This is a genomic window from Deinococcus metalli (genome assembly GCF_014201805.1).
In the GTDB taxonomy this organism is placed as follows: Bacteria; Deinococcota; Deinococci; order Deinococcales; family Deinococcaceae; genus Deinococcus; species Deinococcus metalli.
The window spans coordinates 101,427-117,285 of sequence record NZ_JACHFK010000003.1; the positions used below are offsets into that span (position 1 = coordinate 101,427).

Genomic DNA, 15,859 nt, shown 5'->3' on the forward strand with positions numbered 1-15,859 from the left:
GACCACCGCAGGTGTGGTGCACGTCAGATGAGGCCGGCCCTCAGCGGCTGTCCACCGTCTCGAAGGTCCAGCCGCGCAGGCCCGGCGCGAGGTCGAGGGAAGGCACGCGGCCCTCCCAGCGGCTCATGACCAGGTACAGGCCAGGCTGCGCCTCGGACCACAGCAGTTCGGCGCTGACGAAGCCCGGCTGGCGCGGCAGGGTGTCCAGGAAGCGGCGCAGGGTCGCCAGGGCGTCGTCGCCCCGGCCCTCGGCATAGTGCACGTGGGAAGCCATGCGGGGCAGGCTAGTGCACCGGCCCGCGCGCGGCGCTCAGTACAGGCTCAGGGGATCTTTCGGATCCCAGCGCAGGTACGTGCCGAAGTGCAGGTGCGGCCCGGTGCTGCGCCCGGTGTTGCCCACGCGCCCGATGGGCTGCCCGCGCACGACCAGTTCACCGGCCTTCACAAGGTTCGCGCTGAGGTGGGCATAGCGCGTGATCCACCCGTCCGGATGCTCCATCACGACGGTCCAGCCCCAGCCGCGCTCGAAGTCCGGCCGCGACTCCAGCACGCGCCCCGAGCGTGCCGCGCGCACCACGGTGCCCACCGGCGCGACGATGTCCACGCCGTAGTGCGTTTCCTCGTGGCCCTCCAGGGTGCGCTCGCCGAAGCCGCTGCTGACCACGTGGTAGCCCTCCAGCGGCCACAGCCACCCGCCGCGTCCCTGGAGCGGACTGGCGGTGCTGGCCGTGCGGACCGTCACGCGGTTTGCCGCGGGCTGCGCGGGCGCTGCGCCGGCATGCGCCACGCGGGGCGGAATGGTCAGCACCGCACCCACCCACACGGCCTTCCCGCCCCGGTACTGCGGGTTGGCGTCCGCGAGCTGCGTCAGCGTGATGCCGTACTTGCGGGCGATCACCGTCAGGTTCTGCCCCTCTGTGACGGTGTGCGCCGTGGCGGGCAGCTTGCGGTCCGGGATGGTCAGCACCCACCCGGCCTGCACGGCGGTGCCGGTCTTCAGGCGGGTGTTCGCGGCGCGGATGGCGGCCATGCCCACGCCGGTGCTCGCGGCAATGCCGCTGAGGGTGTCGCCGGGCTTCACGCGGTACGAGGAATCGGCGCCCGCCCCGCTCCACAGCACGGCCGCCGCCAGCAGCGCCCAGGAATGACGTCTCACAGGGGGAATCATATCTGCTTGTCTGCACGTGCCGTGAGAACCGCGCTCCATACCGCCGCGCTACCCTGCACCCGTGAGCGCCGACCGCCCCGCCTACCGCCCCCCCGACGGGTACCGGCGCCTGCGCCTGACCGCCGCGTGGGACGGCGGCTCCTACGCCGGGTGGCAGGCGCAGCCGGACATGGCCAGTGTGCAGGACACGCTCCACGCTGCCCTTGCCCGATTGACCCCCGGAGCGTTTCGCGCGGTCGCCGCCGGCCGCACCGATGCGGGCGTGCACGCCGAGGCGATGCCCGTGCACGTGGACGTCCCGGCGGCCTTCGGGGTGCCCGTGGACCGGCTGGCCCGCGCGCTGAACGCGCACCTGCCGCCCACCATCGCCGTCCTGCACGCCATGGAGGCGGCGCCGGGCTTCCACGCGCGCTTTTCCTGCACCGGACGCCGGTACGTGTACCGCGTGCTGGCCAGTCCGCAGCGGCACCCGCTGTGGCACGGACGGGCGCTGCACGTGCCGCAGCGGCTGGACGCCCCGGCCATGAACGCTGCCGCCACCCACCTGCTGGGCACGCACGACTTCGCGGCCTTCGCCACGCAGGAGGAACGCCACACGGTGCGCGACCTGCGCGCGCTGCACGTCGTGCCCGGCCCGCTGGTGTGGGAGGTGCACGTGCACGGCGAGAGTTTTCTGCGTCATATGGTGCGTGGCCTGGTCGGCACGCTTCTGCTCGTCGGACTGGGTCGCCTCGAGCCGGACGGCGTCAGAGACATTCTGCGCGGCCTCGACCGCTCCCGTGCCGGCGCAAACGTCCCTGCTCACGGGCTGTACTTCGCCGGTGCGGAGTACGCGGATCTCGGCGACTAGGGGAGCATGACGGGTCGCCCACGGTCCTGCTTCCGCGCCGGAGGGCCTACCGCAGCAGGTCGCCCGCGATGATCACCTTCTGGATCTCGCTGGTGCCCTCGTAGATGCGCAGCAGCCGCTGGTCGCGGTAGAAGCGTTCCACCGGCGAGTCCTTCATGTAGCCCATGCCGCCGGCGACCTGCACGGCCTTGTCCGCCACCTGCGACAGCATCTCGGTGGCGTGGTACTTCGCGACGCTCGCCATGCGCCGCACGTCCTCGCCGTGATCGACCATCCACGCGACTTTCTGCCACAGCACGCGGCTGGTCTGCACCGCGATCTCCATCTCCGCGAGCATGAACTGCACGGCCTGGAACGCGGCGATGGGCTGCCCGAACTGCTCGCGTGTCTTGGCGTGCGCCACCGAGAGGTCCAGCAGGCGCTGCATGGCCCCGGTGGAGCGCGCCGCGATGCCCACCCGGCCGCTGGTCAGGATGCCCAGCGCCTCGCGGTACCCGAGGTGCTCGGGGCCCAGCAGGTTCGCGGCGGGCACCTCGGCGTCGTCGAAGATCACCTCGGCGCTGAGTGCCCCCTTCTGGCCCATCTTCTCGTCAATCTTGCCGATGCTCACGCCAGGCGTGCCCTGCGGCTCGACCAGAAAGGCGCTCATGCCCTTGGTGCCCCGGCTGGCGTCCGTGACCGCGATGACTGTGAGCAGTCCGGCGATGGGCGCGTTGCTAATGTAGTGCTTGGTGCCGTTCAGGACATACACGTCGCCGCGCTTTTCGGCTTTCGTGCGGATGTTCGCGGCGTCCGAGCCGCTGCTGGGTTCGGTGATCGCGAAGCCCGCGATGCACTCGCCGGCGGCCATGCGCGGCAGGAAGCGGGCTTTTTGCTCGTCTGTGCCCAGCTTGACCAGCCCCGACGTGCCGATGCTGGCGTGCGCGCTGATCACCCCGCCGAAGCCCATGTGGCCGTGGCCCAGCGCCTCGTACGCGGCGCAGCGGCCCAGCATGCCCAGGCCGACGCCGCCGTACTCCTCGGGGATGCTCAGGCCGAACAGGCCCAGAGCGGCGGCCTCCGCCATCAGTTCCGGCGGAATGCGGTTGGTGGCCTCGATGTCGTGGGCGCGGGCCTCCACGCGGCCCAGCATGAACTCGCGGATGGTCGCCTGCACGCCGCGCAGGTCCTCGGGTAGTTGGAAATCCATGTGGGGTCAGAGTACGCCCTGCGCCGCAGGAAGGATTGACACCTCGGCCCGGCGCCACTAGGATGTGTGGGCCTGCGAAGGCATGGTGGCTTTAGCTCAGTTGGTTAGAGCGCCGCTCTGTGGAAGCGGAGGCCGGGGGTTCAAGTCCCCTAAGCCACCCCAGTCCATGCCGGCCTCGAGCATATGCCCGGGGCCGGTTCACTTTTGATGCAGAGGTGTTGGTTTACGGGCGTGCGGGGATGGCGGAACTGGTAGACGCACCAGACTTAGGATCTGGTTCCCGTAGGGAGTGAGGGTTCAAGTCCCTTTCCTCGCACCACAACGCACAGGGCGGCGCTGCTTCATGGGGTGCCGCCCTGTGTCGTCTGAAAGTCCGGACGTCGAACAGTCTGCTTTAAGCGCGCGCCGCGCCCGCACCTCTCGTCAGGAGCAGCGTGCCCGCGCCCCACGCGCCGCCGACCAGGGCCACGCTCAGGGCCAGGGGCGGCTCGCCCAGCGTGGCCGCCACGGCGCTCAGGCCCAGCAGGGCGCCCACAGCGTCCGGCACAGGGAGGTTCAGGCGGCGGGCCAGCGTACGCCCGGCGTCGTAGGCGCTGACGCTCAGGCCCAGGGCGAGCAGCACGCCGGCCAGCGCGCATGCGACCAGGGCAGGCCCCAGCAGGCCCGCCACGGCCAGCAGGAACGCGGGGAGCAGCAGCGCGGAGAGCACCAGCACGCCCAGCGCCAGCGCCCGCACCGGCGCGTGCCGTTGCCGGCGGGCGAGCATGGGAGCCAGACCCGCCACGAACAGCAGCAGCAGCGCGCCGCCGGTCAGGGTGATGAACACCTGCGGCCACGCGGCGCTGCCGAGCCAGCCGAGCACCGGGCGGAACGCGGCGGCGGTCGCCATGCCGATGCCGTCCGGCGGGGCGGTCTGCACGGCCGTGGGGTCGCTCGGCACGCGGCCCAGCAGGGCGCTGACGTGCCCGGCCACCTGCGCGCCGGGCGTGCGGTGCACGTCGCCCAGCAGCGTGACGACCTCGCCGCCCACCCGGGCGCCGGGCCCCAGGTCGATGTTGCCGCCCACGGCGATCACGTTGCCCTCCACGGGACCCTGCACGGTCACGCTGCGCCCGAAGTGCACGTCGCCCCGCGCCGCGACGTCCGCCAGGGCGGGCAGGGTCAGCAGGGCGCTCACGGCGAAGGCGCCCGCGCCGGCCCACTGCATGGCGGGGCGGGGCCGCCATGTGACCAGCGCGGCCGTGAGCAGCAGCAGCGCCAGGCCCAGGCCCGCCAGCGGGGAGACCTGCGCGATCAGGGTCCGCAGCACCAGCGCGCCCGCCGCAAGGTTCGGCCACGCGGTCGTGACGGCCAGCAGCGTCAGCCCGACCATCAGGGCCACGACCAGCGTCAGCGGCGCGGAGTTGCGCCGGTGCACCAGCGGCGACTGCCACGGCTGGGCCGTGAAGGCGGTCGCGGCCGGCGAGGGGGCAGAGAGCGGAGGCGGAGCCAGCGGCGACGGGGCGTCCTGTGCCCGCATCCTCGACAGCACACTGCCCGCCACGGACCGGGGCAGGGATGGAGGCGCCGCCAGCCGCGCGGCCCACGCCACGTCGGACGCGGTGGCCGCCGCGACGCTGCCGGGCAGGGGAGGGGCGCCCACGTGGCCCAGCAGGCCCGCGCCTTGAATCTCGGTCAGGACGGCGGGCGCGACCGAGCGGGGTGGGGCGGGCGGGGCCAGCCGCGTGGCGAGCGCCACGGCCGACGCGACCTCGCCGGCCACGCTGCGCGGCAGGGGCGGGCGGGTCAGGCGGGCGGCCACGGCGATGTCGGCGGCCACGCCGGGCGCCACGGTCCCGGGTGGGTCGAGCGGCGGCAGGGCGCGCAGCAGCGCGGTGGCGTGGGCCAGGGCGCGGCGCTGGGCGTCCACGCCGACCTGATCCGGCAGGGCGTCCAGCGCCGAGCGGTCCTCTGGACCCAGGTCGCCGTCGGCCTCGCGGTGCAGCAGCTCTAGCGACAACACGTGCAGACGGGCGTCGCCGCCCGTGCCGTCTGCGCTGTCCCGACGCTCCACGCCCATACGGTTTCCTTTACGTCAAAGCGTCACCGGGAGTTCCCGGCGGCTGTCTAGCCCGTCGCGCCCGTGTCCGGACGGCTCCCAGCATGGGCGGCGTTCCCTGACGCGCTCCTGTCCGGTGGTGTCTGCGGCCCGCTTCCCTGGACGCGGGCCTACCCGGCCCGGTAGTCGCCGCTCTTGCCGCCGGTCTTCGAGAGCAGGCGCACGCCCGTGATCTCGATGGCCTTGCTGGCCGCCTTGAGCATGTCGTACACGTTCAGGGCGGCCACCGTGGCGGCCGTCAGGGCCTCCATCTCCACGCCGGTGGGCGCCGTGGTGCGGACGGTCGCCTGCACCCGCACGCCCGCGTCCTCCAGCGTCACCTCGACGTCCGCGCCCGTCACGGGGATCGGGTGACACAGCAGGATCAGGTCGGCGGTGCGCTTGCTGCCGGCCAGGCCGCCCAGCCGGGCCACCACCAGCGGGTCGCCCTTGGGGTTCGTGCCGGCCGTGAGCGCCGCGCGGGCCTCCGGCGGCAGACGCACCCACGCCTCGGCGGTCGCGCTGCGGGTGGTGGGCGCCTTGTCCGTCACGTCCACCATGCGCGGCTGGCCGTCCCGGAAGTGCGTGAGTTCCGGCGCGGCGTCGGTCATCAGTCCTCCGGGAGCTTCAGGTCCGCCAGGGACGCGAAGGGGGTCTGCTTGGCGTGCGCGCTGCCCTCCGGGATGCCCAGGTCGTCGTCGATTTCCTCGACCGGCACCTGCGCCATGTGCTCGCACGGCCCGTCGTTCAGGTCGTGGCCGCACACCTGGCACAGGCCCTTACACGCCGGGTCATGCAGCACGCTCAGCGGCGCGGCCAGGAGCGTCGTCTCGGCCAGGTACGCGCTGAGGTCCAGGTCCGGATTCCCGAAGACCAGCACCTCCTCGCCGGACTCGGCTTCCTCCAGGTACGGCGCGTCGGCCGACGGCTCGTAGCGCATCAGGGTGCCGAGCGTGATCTCCAGCGGCACGTCCACCGGGCGCAGGCAGCGGGCGCACTCCATGGTCAGGGTCGGCTCGAAGCTGCCCTGCAGGTACATCTCGTGGCCGTCCAGGGCGTTGACGTCCACGTCGTAGGGAGCGGGTTCCGCAAAGGTCAGGGTCTGCATCTGCCCGCCCTGCTCGTACCGGAGGTGATCCAGGGTGCCCTCGGCGTGCGCGTCCTCGGAGGCGCGCAGCAGGGAACCCAGATGAATGTGGGGCGAATCGGTCATCTGGACATGATAGGACGCGCCCGGCACCATGACCGTGCCGGGCGCGGATTGAGGATGGGCTCAGACCAGTTCGACGACGCTGGCGTCCGAGATGGTCAGCTTGTGCGTGCGCGGCATGGTGCGGTCACCGCGCACCTGCGCCCGCACACCGATCAGGCAGTCCTGCAGGCGGCGGTGCACGCTCTCCACGCTGGCGCCCTCGTCCAGCACCGAGTGCTCGACCTCGGCGTTGCGCACCACGCTGCCCTTGCCGATGCTGGTGAAGGGTCCGATGTACGCGTCCTCGATCACCACGCCCTCGGCCAGCAGCACCGGCCCCACGATCTTGCTGTTCTTCACGCGCGCCGAGGGCGGCACCACCACGCGCCCGGTCAGCACCGAGTCCTCGACCGTGCCGCGGATGTCGGTCTCGATGCGCTCCAGCAGCAGGCGGTTGGCGTCGAGCAGGTCCGCCGGGCGGCCGGTGTCCTTCCACCAGCCCCTGACCGGCTGCCCCACCACCGCGCGGCCGCGCTCGATCAGGCCCTGGATGCCGTCGGTGATCTCGTACTCGCCGCGCGCCGAGGGGGCCATGCCGTCGAGCACCGTGAAGATCTCCGGCGTGAAGCAGTACAGCCCGGCGACCGCCATGTTGCTGGGCGGGTTCTTGGGCTTCTCGACCAGGCGGGTGATGCGCTCGCCGTCCATCTCGGCCACCCCGAAGGACGACGGATCGGCCACCTCGACCAGCGCGATCAGCGCGGCCGGGCGCTCCTCCTGAAAGTGGTCCACGAAGGGCTTGGCGCCGAACTCGAAGAGGTTGTCGCCCAGGTACACGCAGAAGTCCGAGTCGGCCACCCACTCCCGGGCCGTGAGGACCGCGTGGCCCAGGCCGAGCTGTTCGTGCTGGTTGATCAGCGTGATCTCCACGCCGGTGACGTTGCGCAGGGCGTGCTGGATCTCCTCGCGCGTGATGTCCGACACGACCACGCCGATGTCGGTGATGCCGGCGTCCTGCAGGGTGCGGATGGCGTGGCGGATGATGGGCTGCCCGGCGACCCGCAGAACGGGCTTGGGACGCGTGAAGGTCAGGGGGCGCAGCCGCGTTCCCAGGCCTGCTGCAGGAATGATCGCTTTCATGCCGCGAGTGTAGTGGACAGGCCCTGACAATGTGCTTAATCCCCCCGCTCCGGCTGACCGAGCGTGCAGAAAGTCACAAGGGAACGCCCTGCCCCCTCACCGCGTTCTCGTGCCTGCCTGCTGAGATGGACGCATGAGTGACCACACCCCGGAGATCACCCTGCGCGGCGCGTGGAGAGGACAGCCGGGCGATCCGGACCGCGTGTTCCACGGCACGGTCGTGCACTCCGACCACCCGGACTCGCCCGTCGGCGGACCCTGCCGCGTGACCTACGAGGCCAGCCTCCAGCGTGTGACAGCGCCCGGCGACCACGGCCGCTACGTGCTGCACATCGGAGACACGGAGCGCGGGATCGTCCTCGCCCGCTTCACCAGCGCCGCGGCCTCCAGCGCGCATGCCCACGACGAGGCGCTCGACGACGACTGGTACGCCCTGCCGGCCCACACCTGACCGGAGCGCGGCCCGGGTCTGAAGTCCGTCTGAACGTCCGTCGCACGTCCGGCCCCCCGCCGCGTGACACGCTCGGGTATGGACAACCAACAGCTGCTGGAGTGTATCGACGCGTGTCTGGCCTGCGTGGATGCCTGTGAACGCTGCGCGGCGGCGTGCCTGGACGAGCCGGACATCGCGATGATGCGCGAGTGTATCCGCCTGGACCGCGACTGCGCCGACGTGTGCGCCGTGACGGCCCGCCTGCTGATGCGCGACAGCGCCCTGCACGCGGCGGCCTGTGCGCTGTGCGCAGACGCCTGCGCGGCCTGCGCCGCCGAGTGCGGCAAGCACGACCATGACCACTGCCAGGCGTGCGCCGCCGCGTGTCGCCGCTGCGAGAGCGCGTGCCGCGCCCTGGCGGCGTAGTCAGCGCCTAGATCAGCTGGATTTCCATGGCCCGCAGCACGGCGCGGGTGCGGTCGCGCACGCCCATCTTCGACAGGATGTTCGACACGTACCCCTTGATCGTGCCCTCGGTGGTCGTGATCAGTGCCGCGATCTCGCGGTTCGAGTAGCCGCCGGCCATCAGGCGCAGCACCTCGCGTTCCCGCTCGGTCAGGGCCACGTGGTCTTCGAGGCGGGGCGCGGCCGGCGCGTCGGGACCGCGTCCACGGCCGGTCGAGACGGGCTGGAGCCAGCGGCCCCCGGCGGCCACCGTGCGGATCGCACCAAGCAGCACCTCCAGCGACACGTCCTTGAGCAGGTACCCGCGCGCGCCGGCCTCCACGCCGTGGATGAGCAGGTCGTCGTCGTCGAAGGTCGTGAGGATCAGGGTGGGCGGCAGGGTGCCCTGGGCGGACAGCGCGCGCAGTACGCCCAGGCCGTCCAGGTGCGGCATGCGGTAGTCCAGCAGCAACACGTCCGGCCGCACCGCCGGCACCAGCGTCAGCGCCTGCACGCCGTCCTCGGCCTCCGCGACCACGTGCATGTCGGGCGACAGGCCCAGCATGGAGCGCAGGCCCTGGCGTACCAGCGTCTGGTCCTCCACCACGCACACCCGGATCGCGCCCGGCACGGCCGCGTCGCCGGCCGTCATGCCAGCCCCCCGGCGGGCAGGGCCACATGCAGCAGGACGCCCTGCCCGGTCGGCGTCTGCACGTCCAGGCTGCCGCCCAGGCCCTCCAGGCGCTCGCGCATGCCGTTCAGGCCGCAGCCGAAGCGCAGGGTGGACACGCCGGGTCCGTCGTCCTGCGCCCGCAGCCGGATCAGCGGTCCGTCGCGCCACACCTCCAGCCACAGCTGGGTGGCCCGCGCGTGCCGCGCCGCGTTCGTGACGATCTCCTGCGCGCAGCGCAGCAGCACCCGCGCCGTGACCGGGCAGTCCAGCCGGACGTCCGGCGGCAGCGTCACGTGCACCGTCAGGGCCGTGCCGCGCGTCAGGGCGCGCAGTTCGAGCGGGAAGTCGCACGACGACGCGTCGCGCATGCCGCGCACGGCCGTGCGCACGTCGTCCAGCAGCTCGTGCGCCACCCCCTGCGCCGTGTGCACGTGTTCGCGCGCCGGGCCGTCCGGCAGCAGGTGGTGCGCCACCTGCAGGTGCATGCCCAGGCCCGTCAGGTGGTGCCCCAGCAGGTCGTGCAGTTCCCGCGAGATCTGCAGCCGCTCGGCGGACCGGCTCGCCTCGGCCAGCAGGGCGCGCGTGGCGTGCAGTTCCTCGACCACCACCGCCAGCCGCCGCCGCGCGCGGATCTCGCGCATGGCGGTGCGGACGGTCATGATCGCCATGACCTGGAAGCACACGTAGCCGGTCGTGAAGGCCCACGCGTCCAGGTTGTGCCAGTGCGTGAGCAGCACCCACAGCAGCAGGCCGCTCTGTCCTGCCACCCACAGCAGGGCCTGCCGGAAGGGCAGCAGCAGGCCCACCTGCGACGCCACCGCGATCAGCAGGCCAGCCTGCACGCTGCTGCCGTTCAGCAGCGCGTTGGCGACCAGCGCCAGCACCGACTGCGCCAGCAGCAGGCCCAGCACCGCCCGCCTCGGCCGGCGGGCGATCACGTGCAGCGTGAGCAGTGTGGTGCCCAGGAACGCCAGGTTCGCCACGCCCCACCACTGCACCTGCCACAGCGCCAGGTGGTCGCGCACCGGTTCGACGAGCAGCGAGTGCAGCGACAGCGCCGCCCACGTGACCACGGTGGTGATCCGCACGCTGCCCCGGATCTCGGCGGCCGCGTCCGGGGCCGGCGGAGACAGCGCGGGCGCGGCGCGCGGCGACTCGGGGACCGGGGACAGGGTGGGGACGGGCAGGACAGTCATGGTCGATTCCTCGGGGAAAGCGAGCAGGCGTCTGGAGCGGGGGCTGTGGCGGCGGTCGGTGCGCCGTCAGTGTACGGGAAGGTCCGGGCGTGTCCGGACACGCCCGGGCCGCTTCACTTGCAGCCGCTGCGCCACCAGCGCACGTCGCCGGTGTCCAGGGCGAAGGTGCTCAGGCGGTCCCCGAAGGCCAGCGCCGCGTGGCCCATCTGGTCGTCGCCGTCCGCGACCGTGTACGACACGCTGCCGTTCACGCCCCTGACGTCGGCCCCGAAGGTCAGCGTGACGCTGCTGCCGCCGTCGCGCTCGTACCACAGGTACATCATCCAGCTGCCCAGCGTCGTGCTCGACCAGCGGATCAGGTCGCGGTTCGGGGTGTACCACCGGTTCTCGTCGTTCACATCCGGCAGCGAGCCCACGTACAGCCCGTCGCGCGAGTTCGAGCCCAGCTGCACGTAGATTTCCGGATCGCCGCGCACCCACGGTTCATGGTCGTCGCGTACGTACAGCGAGCTCAGGCGCTCCCAGCTGTCGCAGGCCTGCGCGCTCAGCCCCGGGCTCGACGGTACTGTGCCTGACGGTACTGGGCTCGGCGGCGCTGCACCGGCGTGGACGTCGATGGGGATCATCACGTGGCCCTGAGCGTCCACGCGCTCGTTCACGCCGACCACGACCACGGCCTCGCTGGGCGCCGTCCGGCCGTCCAGCACGTGGCGTCCACCCTGCGCGTCGTACGCGACGACCGGCGCGAACTCGTCCCCGCCCTGCGGCGCGACCGCCACCAGTGGCACGTGGGTGGCGGCGTCCCACGCCGGGCCGCGTACCGCCACCTGAAGATTCCGGACGCTTCCGGTCACGGTGCCCAGCGGGTGGAGGGTCTCGCCGGGACCGCTGGCGAGCAGGCTCTCCACGGTGCCGCCGCCGAGCGGCGCGCGGGCCAGGGCGGCGTACAGCGTCTCGCGGTCGCCGTCGAAGCGGGCGTCGGTCTGCTGGAGGATGGTGGCGCGCAATTCCGGGCTCTGGAGGTGGCGCGCGAGGTCCTGTGCGAAGGCGTCGAGCGCTGCATTGACCTGCGCGTCGGCGGCGCTGACGGCCGGGGTGCCGGCGGTGGCTGCAGTCTGCGGCGTCTGCCCGCAGGCGCTCAGGGCGAGGGTGACGGCCAGGAGGGCAGCGGGGACGGCGCGGGTGATGACGGTCATGGCGGGCCTCCGTGGGGGGAGCGGTGACGGCGCGGAGCGCGGGTCCGGTCAGGGCCAGCCGGGGTCAGTAGTACGAGGACTTGCCGCCGAAGTACACGGCGGTGTAGAAGGCCTGGGCCGCCACGTAGCAGAAGGGCTTGCGCCAGCCGAGGGTGTCGCACACCTGCTGCATGTGCTGCTTGAACTGGCCGTCCACCCAGTGGCGGTCGGTCTCGTTCATGCGCGAGGAGTAGAAGCGGGCGTTGCGGTACCCGAAGTCGTGCTGGACGCACGGCCACAGGAACTCGTCGCTCCAGCCGGTGTAGCCGGACGGACCGCTGCACCCGTCGTTGCTCCAGTTGAAGCGCGGGAAGGCGCTCCGCAGGGTCGAGTACCGGCTGCGGAAGGTGTCGGTGGACGCGATGATCGTGTAGGTGGTCACCGCGTAGGGGGCGGCCTGCGCGCCGAGCCGGGCACTGTCCGCTGCGGCGGTCAGCGGGCGGGGCTGGAGGCCCTCCTGCAGATCCGCCTGCAGGGTCCGCACGAGCTGGTCGAGGTCGAGCGCCTGCCCGTGGTCGTCCACCGGTGCGGGCACCCGGCCGGCCCGCACGTCGTCGCGCAGGCCCTGCATCTCCGCGATGCGGGCGCGCAGCGCGGCCAGCTGGGCGTCGTCGAGGTTGGTCGTGGCCGCCGGGGCGGACGCTGCGGGCGCGGTGGCCTGCGGCGTGGCCGCCTGCTGGCCGCAGGACGCGAGGGCGAGGGTGCCGAGCAGCAGGACGAGTCGGGGTGCGGTCATGGTGGAGCCTCCTGGGTCTCCTTCCAGTTGGAAGGGCGTGGGGCGGGATCGCCCGCCGGGGGGCGGGAATCGTCCGTGCTGGCGCGCGGTCTGTCGTGTTCTGTCTGACCGCAGCGTAGGGGGTGGGCGGCCGTTCGCCCACTGCCGGAAGTCAGTCCCGAGGATGAAGGCAGCTTCATTCGTGGCTCATGCGTGGATGGACCTGGATGGGCCGGCCCGGTCGGGCCTGCGAGGGCACCGCGCCGCGTCCGCCCGCTGCCGGGCCGTACACTCCGGGGCAGGTGAACGGGCGCCGGGGCTGGACGCTCGTTCCGTTATCGCCTATACTCCACCGAGGTTGTTATGCTGCTAGCAGAAATCATCAGCGTGGGCACGGAACTGCTGTTCGGCGAGATCGTCGACAGCAATGCCGCGTTCCTCGCGCGCGAACTGGGCGCCCGTGGCGTCACGCTGCACCGCAAGACGGTGCTCGGTGACAACCTGGAGCGTCTGACGGCCGCCATCCACACGGCGCTGGAGCGCGCGGATCTGGTCATCCTGGGCGGTGGCCTGGGACCCACCGACGACGACCTGACCCGCGAGGCCATCGCCGCCGCGCTGAACGAGACTCCGCACGAGGACCCGGCGCTGCTCGCGTGGCTGGAGGGCCTGTACACCGCGCGGGGGCGCACCATGCCGCAGATCAACCGCAAGCAGGCGTGGCTGATTCCCTCGGCGCAGGCGCTGCCCAACCCGGTCGGCACCGCGCCCGGGTGGTTCGTGACCACCGGCGGGAAGATGATCGTCGCGCTGCCCGGCCCGCCGCGCGAGATGCAGCGCATGTGGCAGGCCGAGGTGCTGCCGAGACTGCCGCTGCCCAGCCGCGCGCTGGTGCACACGACCGTCCACACCCAGGGCATCGGCGAGAGCAACATCGCCGAACTGCTCGGCGACCTGACCCGCACTGCCAACCCCAGCGTCGCCACCTACGCCCGCAAGACCGGCGTCGACGTGCGCGTGGCGGCCAGCGCCGACACCGACGCGCAGGCCCGCGCGCTGCTCGCGCCCGTGCTGGACGAGGTGCGCGCCCAGCTGAGAACGTGGACGTGGGGCGAGGACACCCAGACCCTCGCCGGGGCCGTCAGCGCCGCGCTGGGCGGGCGCACCCTGGGCGTCATCGAGGCGGGCAGCGCCGGCGCCCTGTGCACCCTGCTGGCCGACGAGCCGGGCTTTCTGGACGCCGCCGTCACGCAGGACCACCGCCGCCTGATCACGCTGGGCCTGACCCCGGTGACGTTGCACGACGCCGGGCTGGTCAGCGCGCAGGCCGCGCTGGACCTCGCCGCCGGCGCCCGCGAGCACCTCGGGGCCGAGGTCGGGCTGGCGGTCGTCGTGCAGGCGAGCGGTGAGGGTGCCGGACACGCGCACGCCGCGCTGTGCACCCCGGACCTCCAGCGCAGTGTCAGCGTGAACTGGCCCGGCGATCCCGCGCAGATCCGCGAACGCGCCGCCGTCGCCGCCCTGGCCCTCGCGTACCGCACCCTGCGCCCCGGCGGGTGGGACGCATGAAGGTCAAGGTGAAGAAGGCAGGGGGCCAGGAGAAGAGGGCCGCGGGCCACCCCGCCCCACCCGTGGACGCCGAGGCACAGGCGGTCCTGGCCCGGCTGGCCGAGCCGCCACTGCGCCCGGCGCCGCGCGATCCGGCCGCCCCGAAGCGCGCCGCGCCCGGGAAGCCCCAGCAGGTGCGGCGCGGCGAGCGCCGGAGCGGTCCGGTTGACGACGGGCACACGCCCGACACCTACCGGCTGTTCTACGCGCTGAAGGTGCCGCGCGACGTCGCCGGGACGCTCGCGCAGGCGCAGCGCCACCTCAAGGGCAACTGGCGGGCCGTGCGGCCGGACCAGCTGCACGTGACGCTGGCGTACCTGCCCGCCGTGCCGCCGCAGCGCGTGCCGGAGTTGCGCGCCCTGGGCCAGGCCCTCGCGCCGCAGTTCGGCACGCTGGACGTCCGGCTGCGCGGCACCGGGTACTTCCCGAACGAGGGCAGCCCGCGCGTGTGGTTCGTCAAGGCCGAGGCCGAGGGCCTGACGGAACTCGCCGAGGCCCTGCGCGCCGGCATCCGCGACCTCGGCCTGCCGGTCGAGGACCTGCCCTTCCGGGCGCACGTCACGCTGGCCCGCAAGAAGGGCCCCGCGCCGCGGGTGCCGCCCCTGATCTTCGGCGCGGCGTGGCACGCGGGCAGCTTCACCCTCCAGCGCAGCCTGCTCCAGAAGACCGGCCCCATCTACGAGCAGGCCGGCGCGTTCCATCTGCGCGACCATCCCGCCACGCCGCCCCCCGCCTCCGAACCCGCCCCCCACGAATCCCCCCGCGCCCCACAGGAGCCGACATGAGCAAGGACAACCCCAAGGACATCTCCTCCCCCAACGACAGCAAGGAGCGCGCCAAGGCCATCGAGACGGCCATGAGCCAGATCGAGAAGGCCTTCGGCAAGGGCAGCATCATGAAGCTCGGCGCCGAGAGCAAACTGGACGTGCAGGTCGTGTCCACCGGCAGCCTGAGTCTGGACCTGGCGCTGGGCGTCGGCGGCATTCCGCGCGGCCGCGTGACCGAGATCTACGGCCCGGAATCCGGCGGCAAGACCACCCTGGCCCTCGCCATCGTCGCGCAGGCCCAGAAAGCCGGCGGCACGTGCGCGTTCATCGACGCCGAGCACGCCCTCGACCCGGTGTACGCCCGCGCGCTGGGCGTGAACACCGACGAACTGCTGGTGTCGCAGCCCGACAACGGCGAGCAGGCGCTGGAGATCATGGAACTGCTGGTCCGCAGCGGCGCCATCGACGTGGTCGTGGTGGACTCGGTGGCCGCCCTGACGCCCCGCGCCGAGATCGAGGGCGAGATGGGCGACTCGCTGCCCGGCCTGCAGGCCCGCCTGATGAGCCAGGCGCTGCGCAAGCTCACTGCGATCCTCTCCAAGACCGGCACCGCCGCGATCTTCATCAACCAGGTGCGCGAGAAGATCGGCGTGATGTACGGCAATCCCGAGACCACCACCGGCGGCCGCGCGCTGAAGTTCTACGCGTCCGTGCGCCTGGATGTCCGCAAGATCGGGCAGCCCGTCAAGCTGGGCAACGACGCGGTCGGCAACACCGTGAAGGTCAAGACCGTGAAGAACAAGGTCGCGCCGCCCTTCAAGGAAGTCGAACTCACCCTGATGTACGGCAAGGGCTTTGACCAGCTCAGCGACCTCGTGACGCTCGCCAGCGACATGGACATCATCAAGAAGTCCGGCAGCTTCTACTCCTACGGAGACGAGCGCATCGGCCAGGGCAAGGAAAAGGCCATCGCATACATCGCCGAGCGCCCCCAGATGGAAGACGAGATCCGCGAGCGCGTCCTGACCGCCATCCGCAGCGGCGGCGCCCCGGAACTGCCCACCGTCCCCGCCGTCGCCGAATAATCCCGCCCCGTCCCGGCGCCCCGCGAGCCCCACGGCCGCGGGGCGTTCATCTTGGCCTCCACGCCGTGCAGGACGGATATCCCGGCC

General features: G+C 72.5%; 17 protein-coding genes and 2 tRNA genes. 8 read left to right on the plus strand and 11 right to left on the minus strand.

Annotation, left to right across the window (positions count from 1 at the left end):
* Positions 1-40 precede the first annotated feature (40 nt).
* Together HNQ07_RS07515 and HNQ07_RS07520 are read right to left on the minus strand one after the other, a co-directional pair.
* Positions 41-274, minus strand: coding sequence for an antibiotic biosynthesis monooxygenase family protein (locus tag HNQ07_RS07515; RefSeq protein ID WP_184110343.1), 234 nt, complete (start codon positions 272-274; stop codon positions 41-43).
* Positions 275-310: 36 nt separating this feature from the next.
* Complete coding sequence (locus tag HNQ07_RS07520) at positions 311-1,156, minus strand: LysM peptidoglycan-binding domain-containing M23 family metallopeptidase (protein ID WP_229831901.1); 846 nt, start codon at positions 1,154-1,156, stop codon at positions 311-313.
* A 73-nt stretch (positions 1,157-1,229) separates the two neighbouring features.
* Here HNQ07_RS07520 and truA point away from each other — a divergent pair, with 73 nt between their 5' ends.
* Positions 1,230-2,018: a tRNA pseudouridine(38-40) synthase TruA gene (gene truA, locus HNQ07_RS07525; protein ID WP_184110345.1), complete on the plus strand. Its 789-nt coding sequence runs from the start codon at positions 1,230-1,232 to the stop codon at positions 2,016-2,018.
* Positions 2,019-2,064: 46 nt separating this feature from the next.
* On the opposite strand, the gene HNQ07_RS07530 is transcribed toward truA, so the two are convergent.
* The gene (locus tag HNQ07_RS07530) at positions 2,065-3,207 is read right to left on the minus strand and encodes an acyl-CoA dehydrogenase family protein (protein ID WP_184110346.1); all 1,143 of its coding nucleotides are present in this window, start codon (positions 3,205-3,207) and stop codon (positions 2,065-2,067) included.
* 85 nt (positions 3,208-3,292) lie between these two features.
* Here HNQ07_RS07530 and HNQ07_RS07535 point away from each other — a divergent pair.
* Positions 3,293-3,369 (plus strand) — tRNA-His (locus HNQ07_RS07535).
* Positions 3,370-3,440: 71 nt separating this feature from the next.
* A tRNA-Leu gene (locus HNQ07_RS07540) sits at positions 3,441-3,526 on the plus strand.
* A 75-nt stretch (positions 3,527-3,601) separates the two neighbouring features.
* On the opposite strand, the gene HNQ07_RS07545 is transcribed toward HNQ07_RS07540, so the two are convergent.
* From HNQ07_RS07545 to HNQ07_RS07560, 4 genes are all read right to left on the minus strand, one after another.
* A complete protein-coding gene (locus HNQ07_RS07545; protein WP_229831900.1) occupies positions 3,602-5,266 on the minus strand; it encodes a polymer-forming cytoskeletal protein in 1,665 nt (554 codons plus the stop codon).
* 149 nt (positions 5,267-5,415) lie between these two features.
* Positions 5,416-5,895 carry a cyclic pyranopterin monophosphate synthase MoaC gene (gene moaC / locus HNQ07_RS07550; protein ID WP_184110347.1) on the minus strand — a complete coding sequence of 160 codons (480 nt, stop codon included), beginning with the start codon at positions 5,893-5,895 and terminating at the stop codon, positions 5,416-5,418.
* Positions 5,895-6,497: a YceD family protein gene (locus HNQ07_RS07555; protein WP_184110348.1), complete on the minus strand. Its 603-nt coding sequence runs from the start codon at positions 6,495-6,497 to the stop codon at positions 5,895-5,897. The genes moaC and HNQ07_RS07555 overlap by 1 nt, the downstream gene beginning before the upstream one ends.
* A 60-nt stretch (positions 6,498-6,557) precedes the next feature.
* Positions 6,558-7,616, minus strand: a complete 1,059-nt coding sequence (locus HNQ07_RS07560) for a glucose-1-phosphate thymidylyltransferase (RefSeq protein WP_184110349.1) — start codon at positions 7,614-7,616, stop codon at positions 6,558-6,560.
* Positions 7,617-7,749: 133 nt separating this feature from the next.
* Between HNQ07_RS07560 and HNQ07_RS07565 the strand changes: the two genes are divergently transcribed.
* Together HNQ07_RS07565 and HNQ07_RS07570 are read left to right on the plus strand one after the other, a co-directional pair.
* Positions 7,750-8,067, plus strand: coding sequence for a hypothetical protein (locus tag HNQ07_RS07565; protein WP_184110350.1), 318 nt, complete (start codon positions 7,750-7,752; stop codon positions 8,065-8,067).
* 78 nt (positions 8,068-8,145) lie between these two features.
* Positions 8,146-8,475, plus strand: a complete 330-nt coding sequence (locus HNQ07_RS07570) for a four-helix bundle copper-binding protein (RefSeq protein ID WP_184110351.1) — start codon at positions 8,146-8,148, stop codon at positions 8,473-8,475.
* A gap of 7 nt (positions 8,476-8,482) precedes the next feature.
* Here HNQ07_RS07570 and HNQ07_RS07575 read toward each other — a convergent pair whose 3' ends face one another.
* The 4 genes from HNQ07_RS07575 to HNQ07_RS07590 form a co-directional block, all read right to left on the minus strand.
* On the minus strand, positions 8,483-9,145 hold the full coding sequence (locus HNQ07_RS07575) for a response regulator (protein WP_184110352.1): 663 nt from the start codon (positions 9,143-9,145) through the stop codon (positions 8,483-8,485).
* Positions 9,142-10,362, minus strand: a complete 1,221-nt coding sequence (locus HNQ07_RS07580) for a sensor histidine kinase (protein ID WP_184110353.1) — start codon at positions 10,360-10,362, stop codon at positions 9,142-9,144. The genes HNQ07_RS07575 and HNQ07_RS07580 overlap by 4 nt, the downstream gene beginning before the upstream one ends.
* Positions 10,363-10,475: 113 nt before the next feature.
* Positions 10,476-11,558 carry a DUF3103 family protein gene (locus tag HNQ07_RS07585; RefSeq protein WP_184110354.1) on the minus strand — a complete coding sequence of 361 codons (1,083 nt, stop codon included), beginning with the start codon at positions 11,556-11,558 and terminating at the stop codon, positions 10,476-10,478.
* Between the two features lie 64 nt (positions 11,559-11,622).
* Positions 11,623-12,333, minus strand: coding sequence for a phospholipase A2 (locus tag HNQ07_RS07590; RefSeq protein WP_184110355.1), 711 nt, complete (start codon positions 12,331-12,333; stop codon positions 11,623-11,625).
* 342 nt (positions 12,334-12,675) lie between these two features.
* On the opposite strand from HNQ07_RS07590, the gene HNQ07_RS07595 reads away from it, so the two are divergent.
* From HNQ07_RS07595 to recA, 3 genes are read left to right on the plus strand one after another with little or no spacing between them, the layout of a single operon-like run.
* On the plus strand, positions 12,676-13,881 hold the full coding sequence (locus HNQ07_RS07595) for a CinA family nicotinamide mononucleotide deamidase-related protein (RefSeq protein ID WP_184110356.1): 1,206 nt from the start codon (positions 12,676-12,678) through the stop codon (positions 13,879-13,881).
* The gene (thpR, locus tag HNQ07_RS07600) at positions 13,878-14,705 is read left to right on the plus strand and encodes an RNA 2',3'-cyclic phosphodiesterase (RefSeq protein ID WP_184110357.1); all 828 of its coding nucleotides are present in this window, start codon (positions 13,878-13,880) and stop codon (positions 14,703-14,705) included. Before HNQ07_RS07595 ends, thpR begins: the two co-directional genes overlap by 4 nt.
* The gene (recA, locus tag HNQ07_RS07605; protein WP_184110358.1) at positions 14,702-15,772 is read left to right on the plus strand and encodes a recombinase RecA; all 1,071 of its coding nucleotides are present in this window, start codon (positions 14,702-14,704) and stop codon (positions 15,770-15,772) included. Before thpR ends, recA begins: the two co-directional genes overlap by 4 nt.
* Positions 15,773-15,859 lie beyond the last annotated feature (87 nt).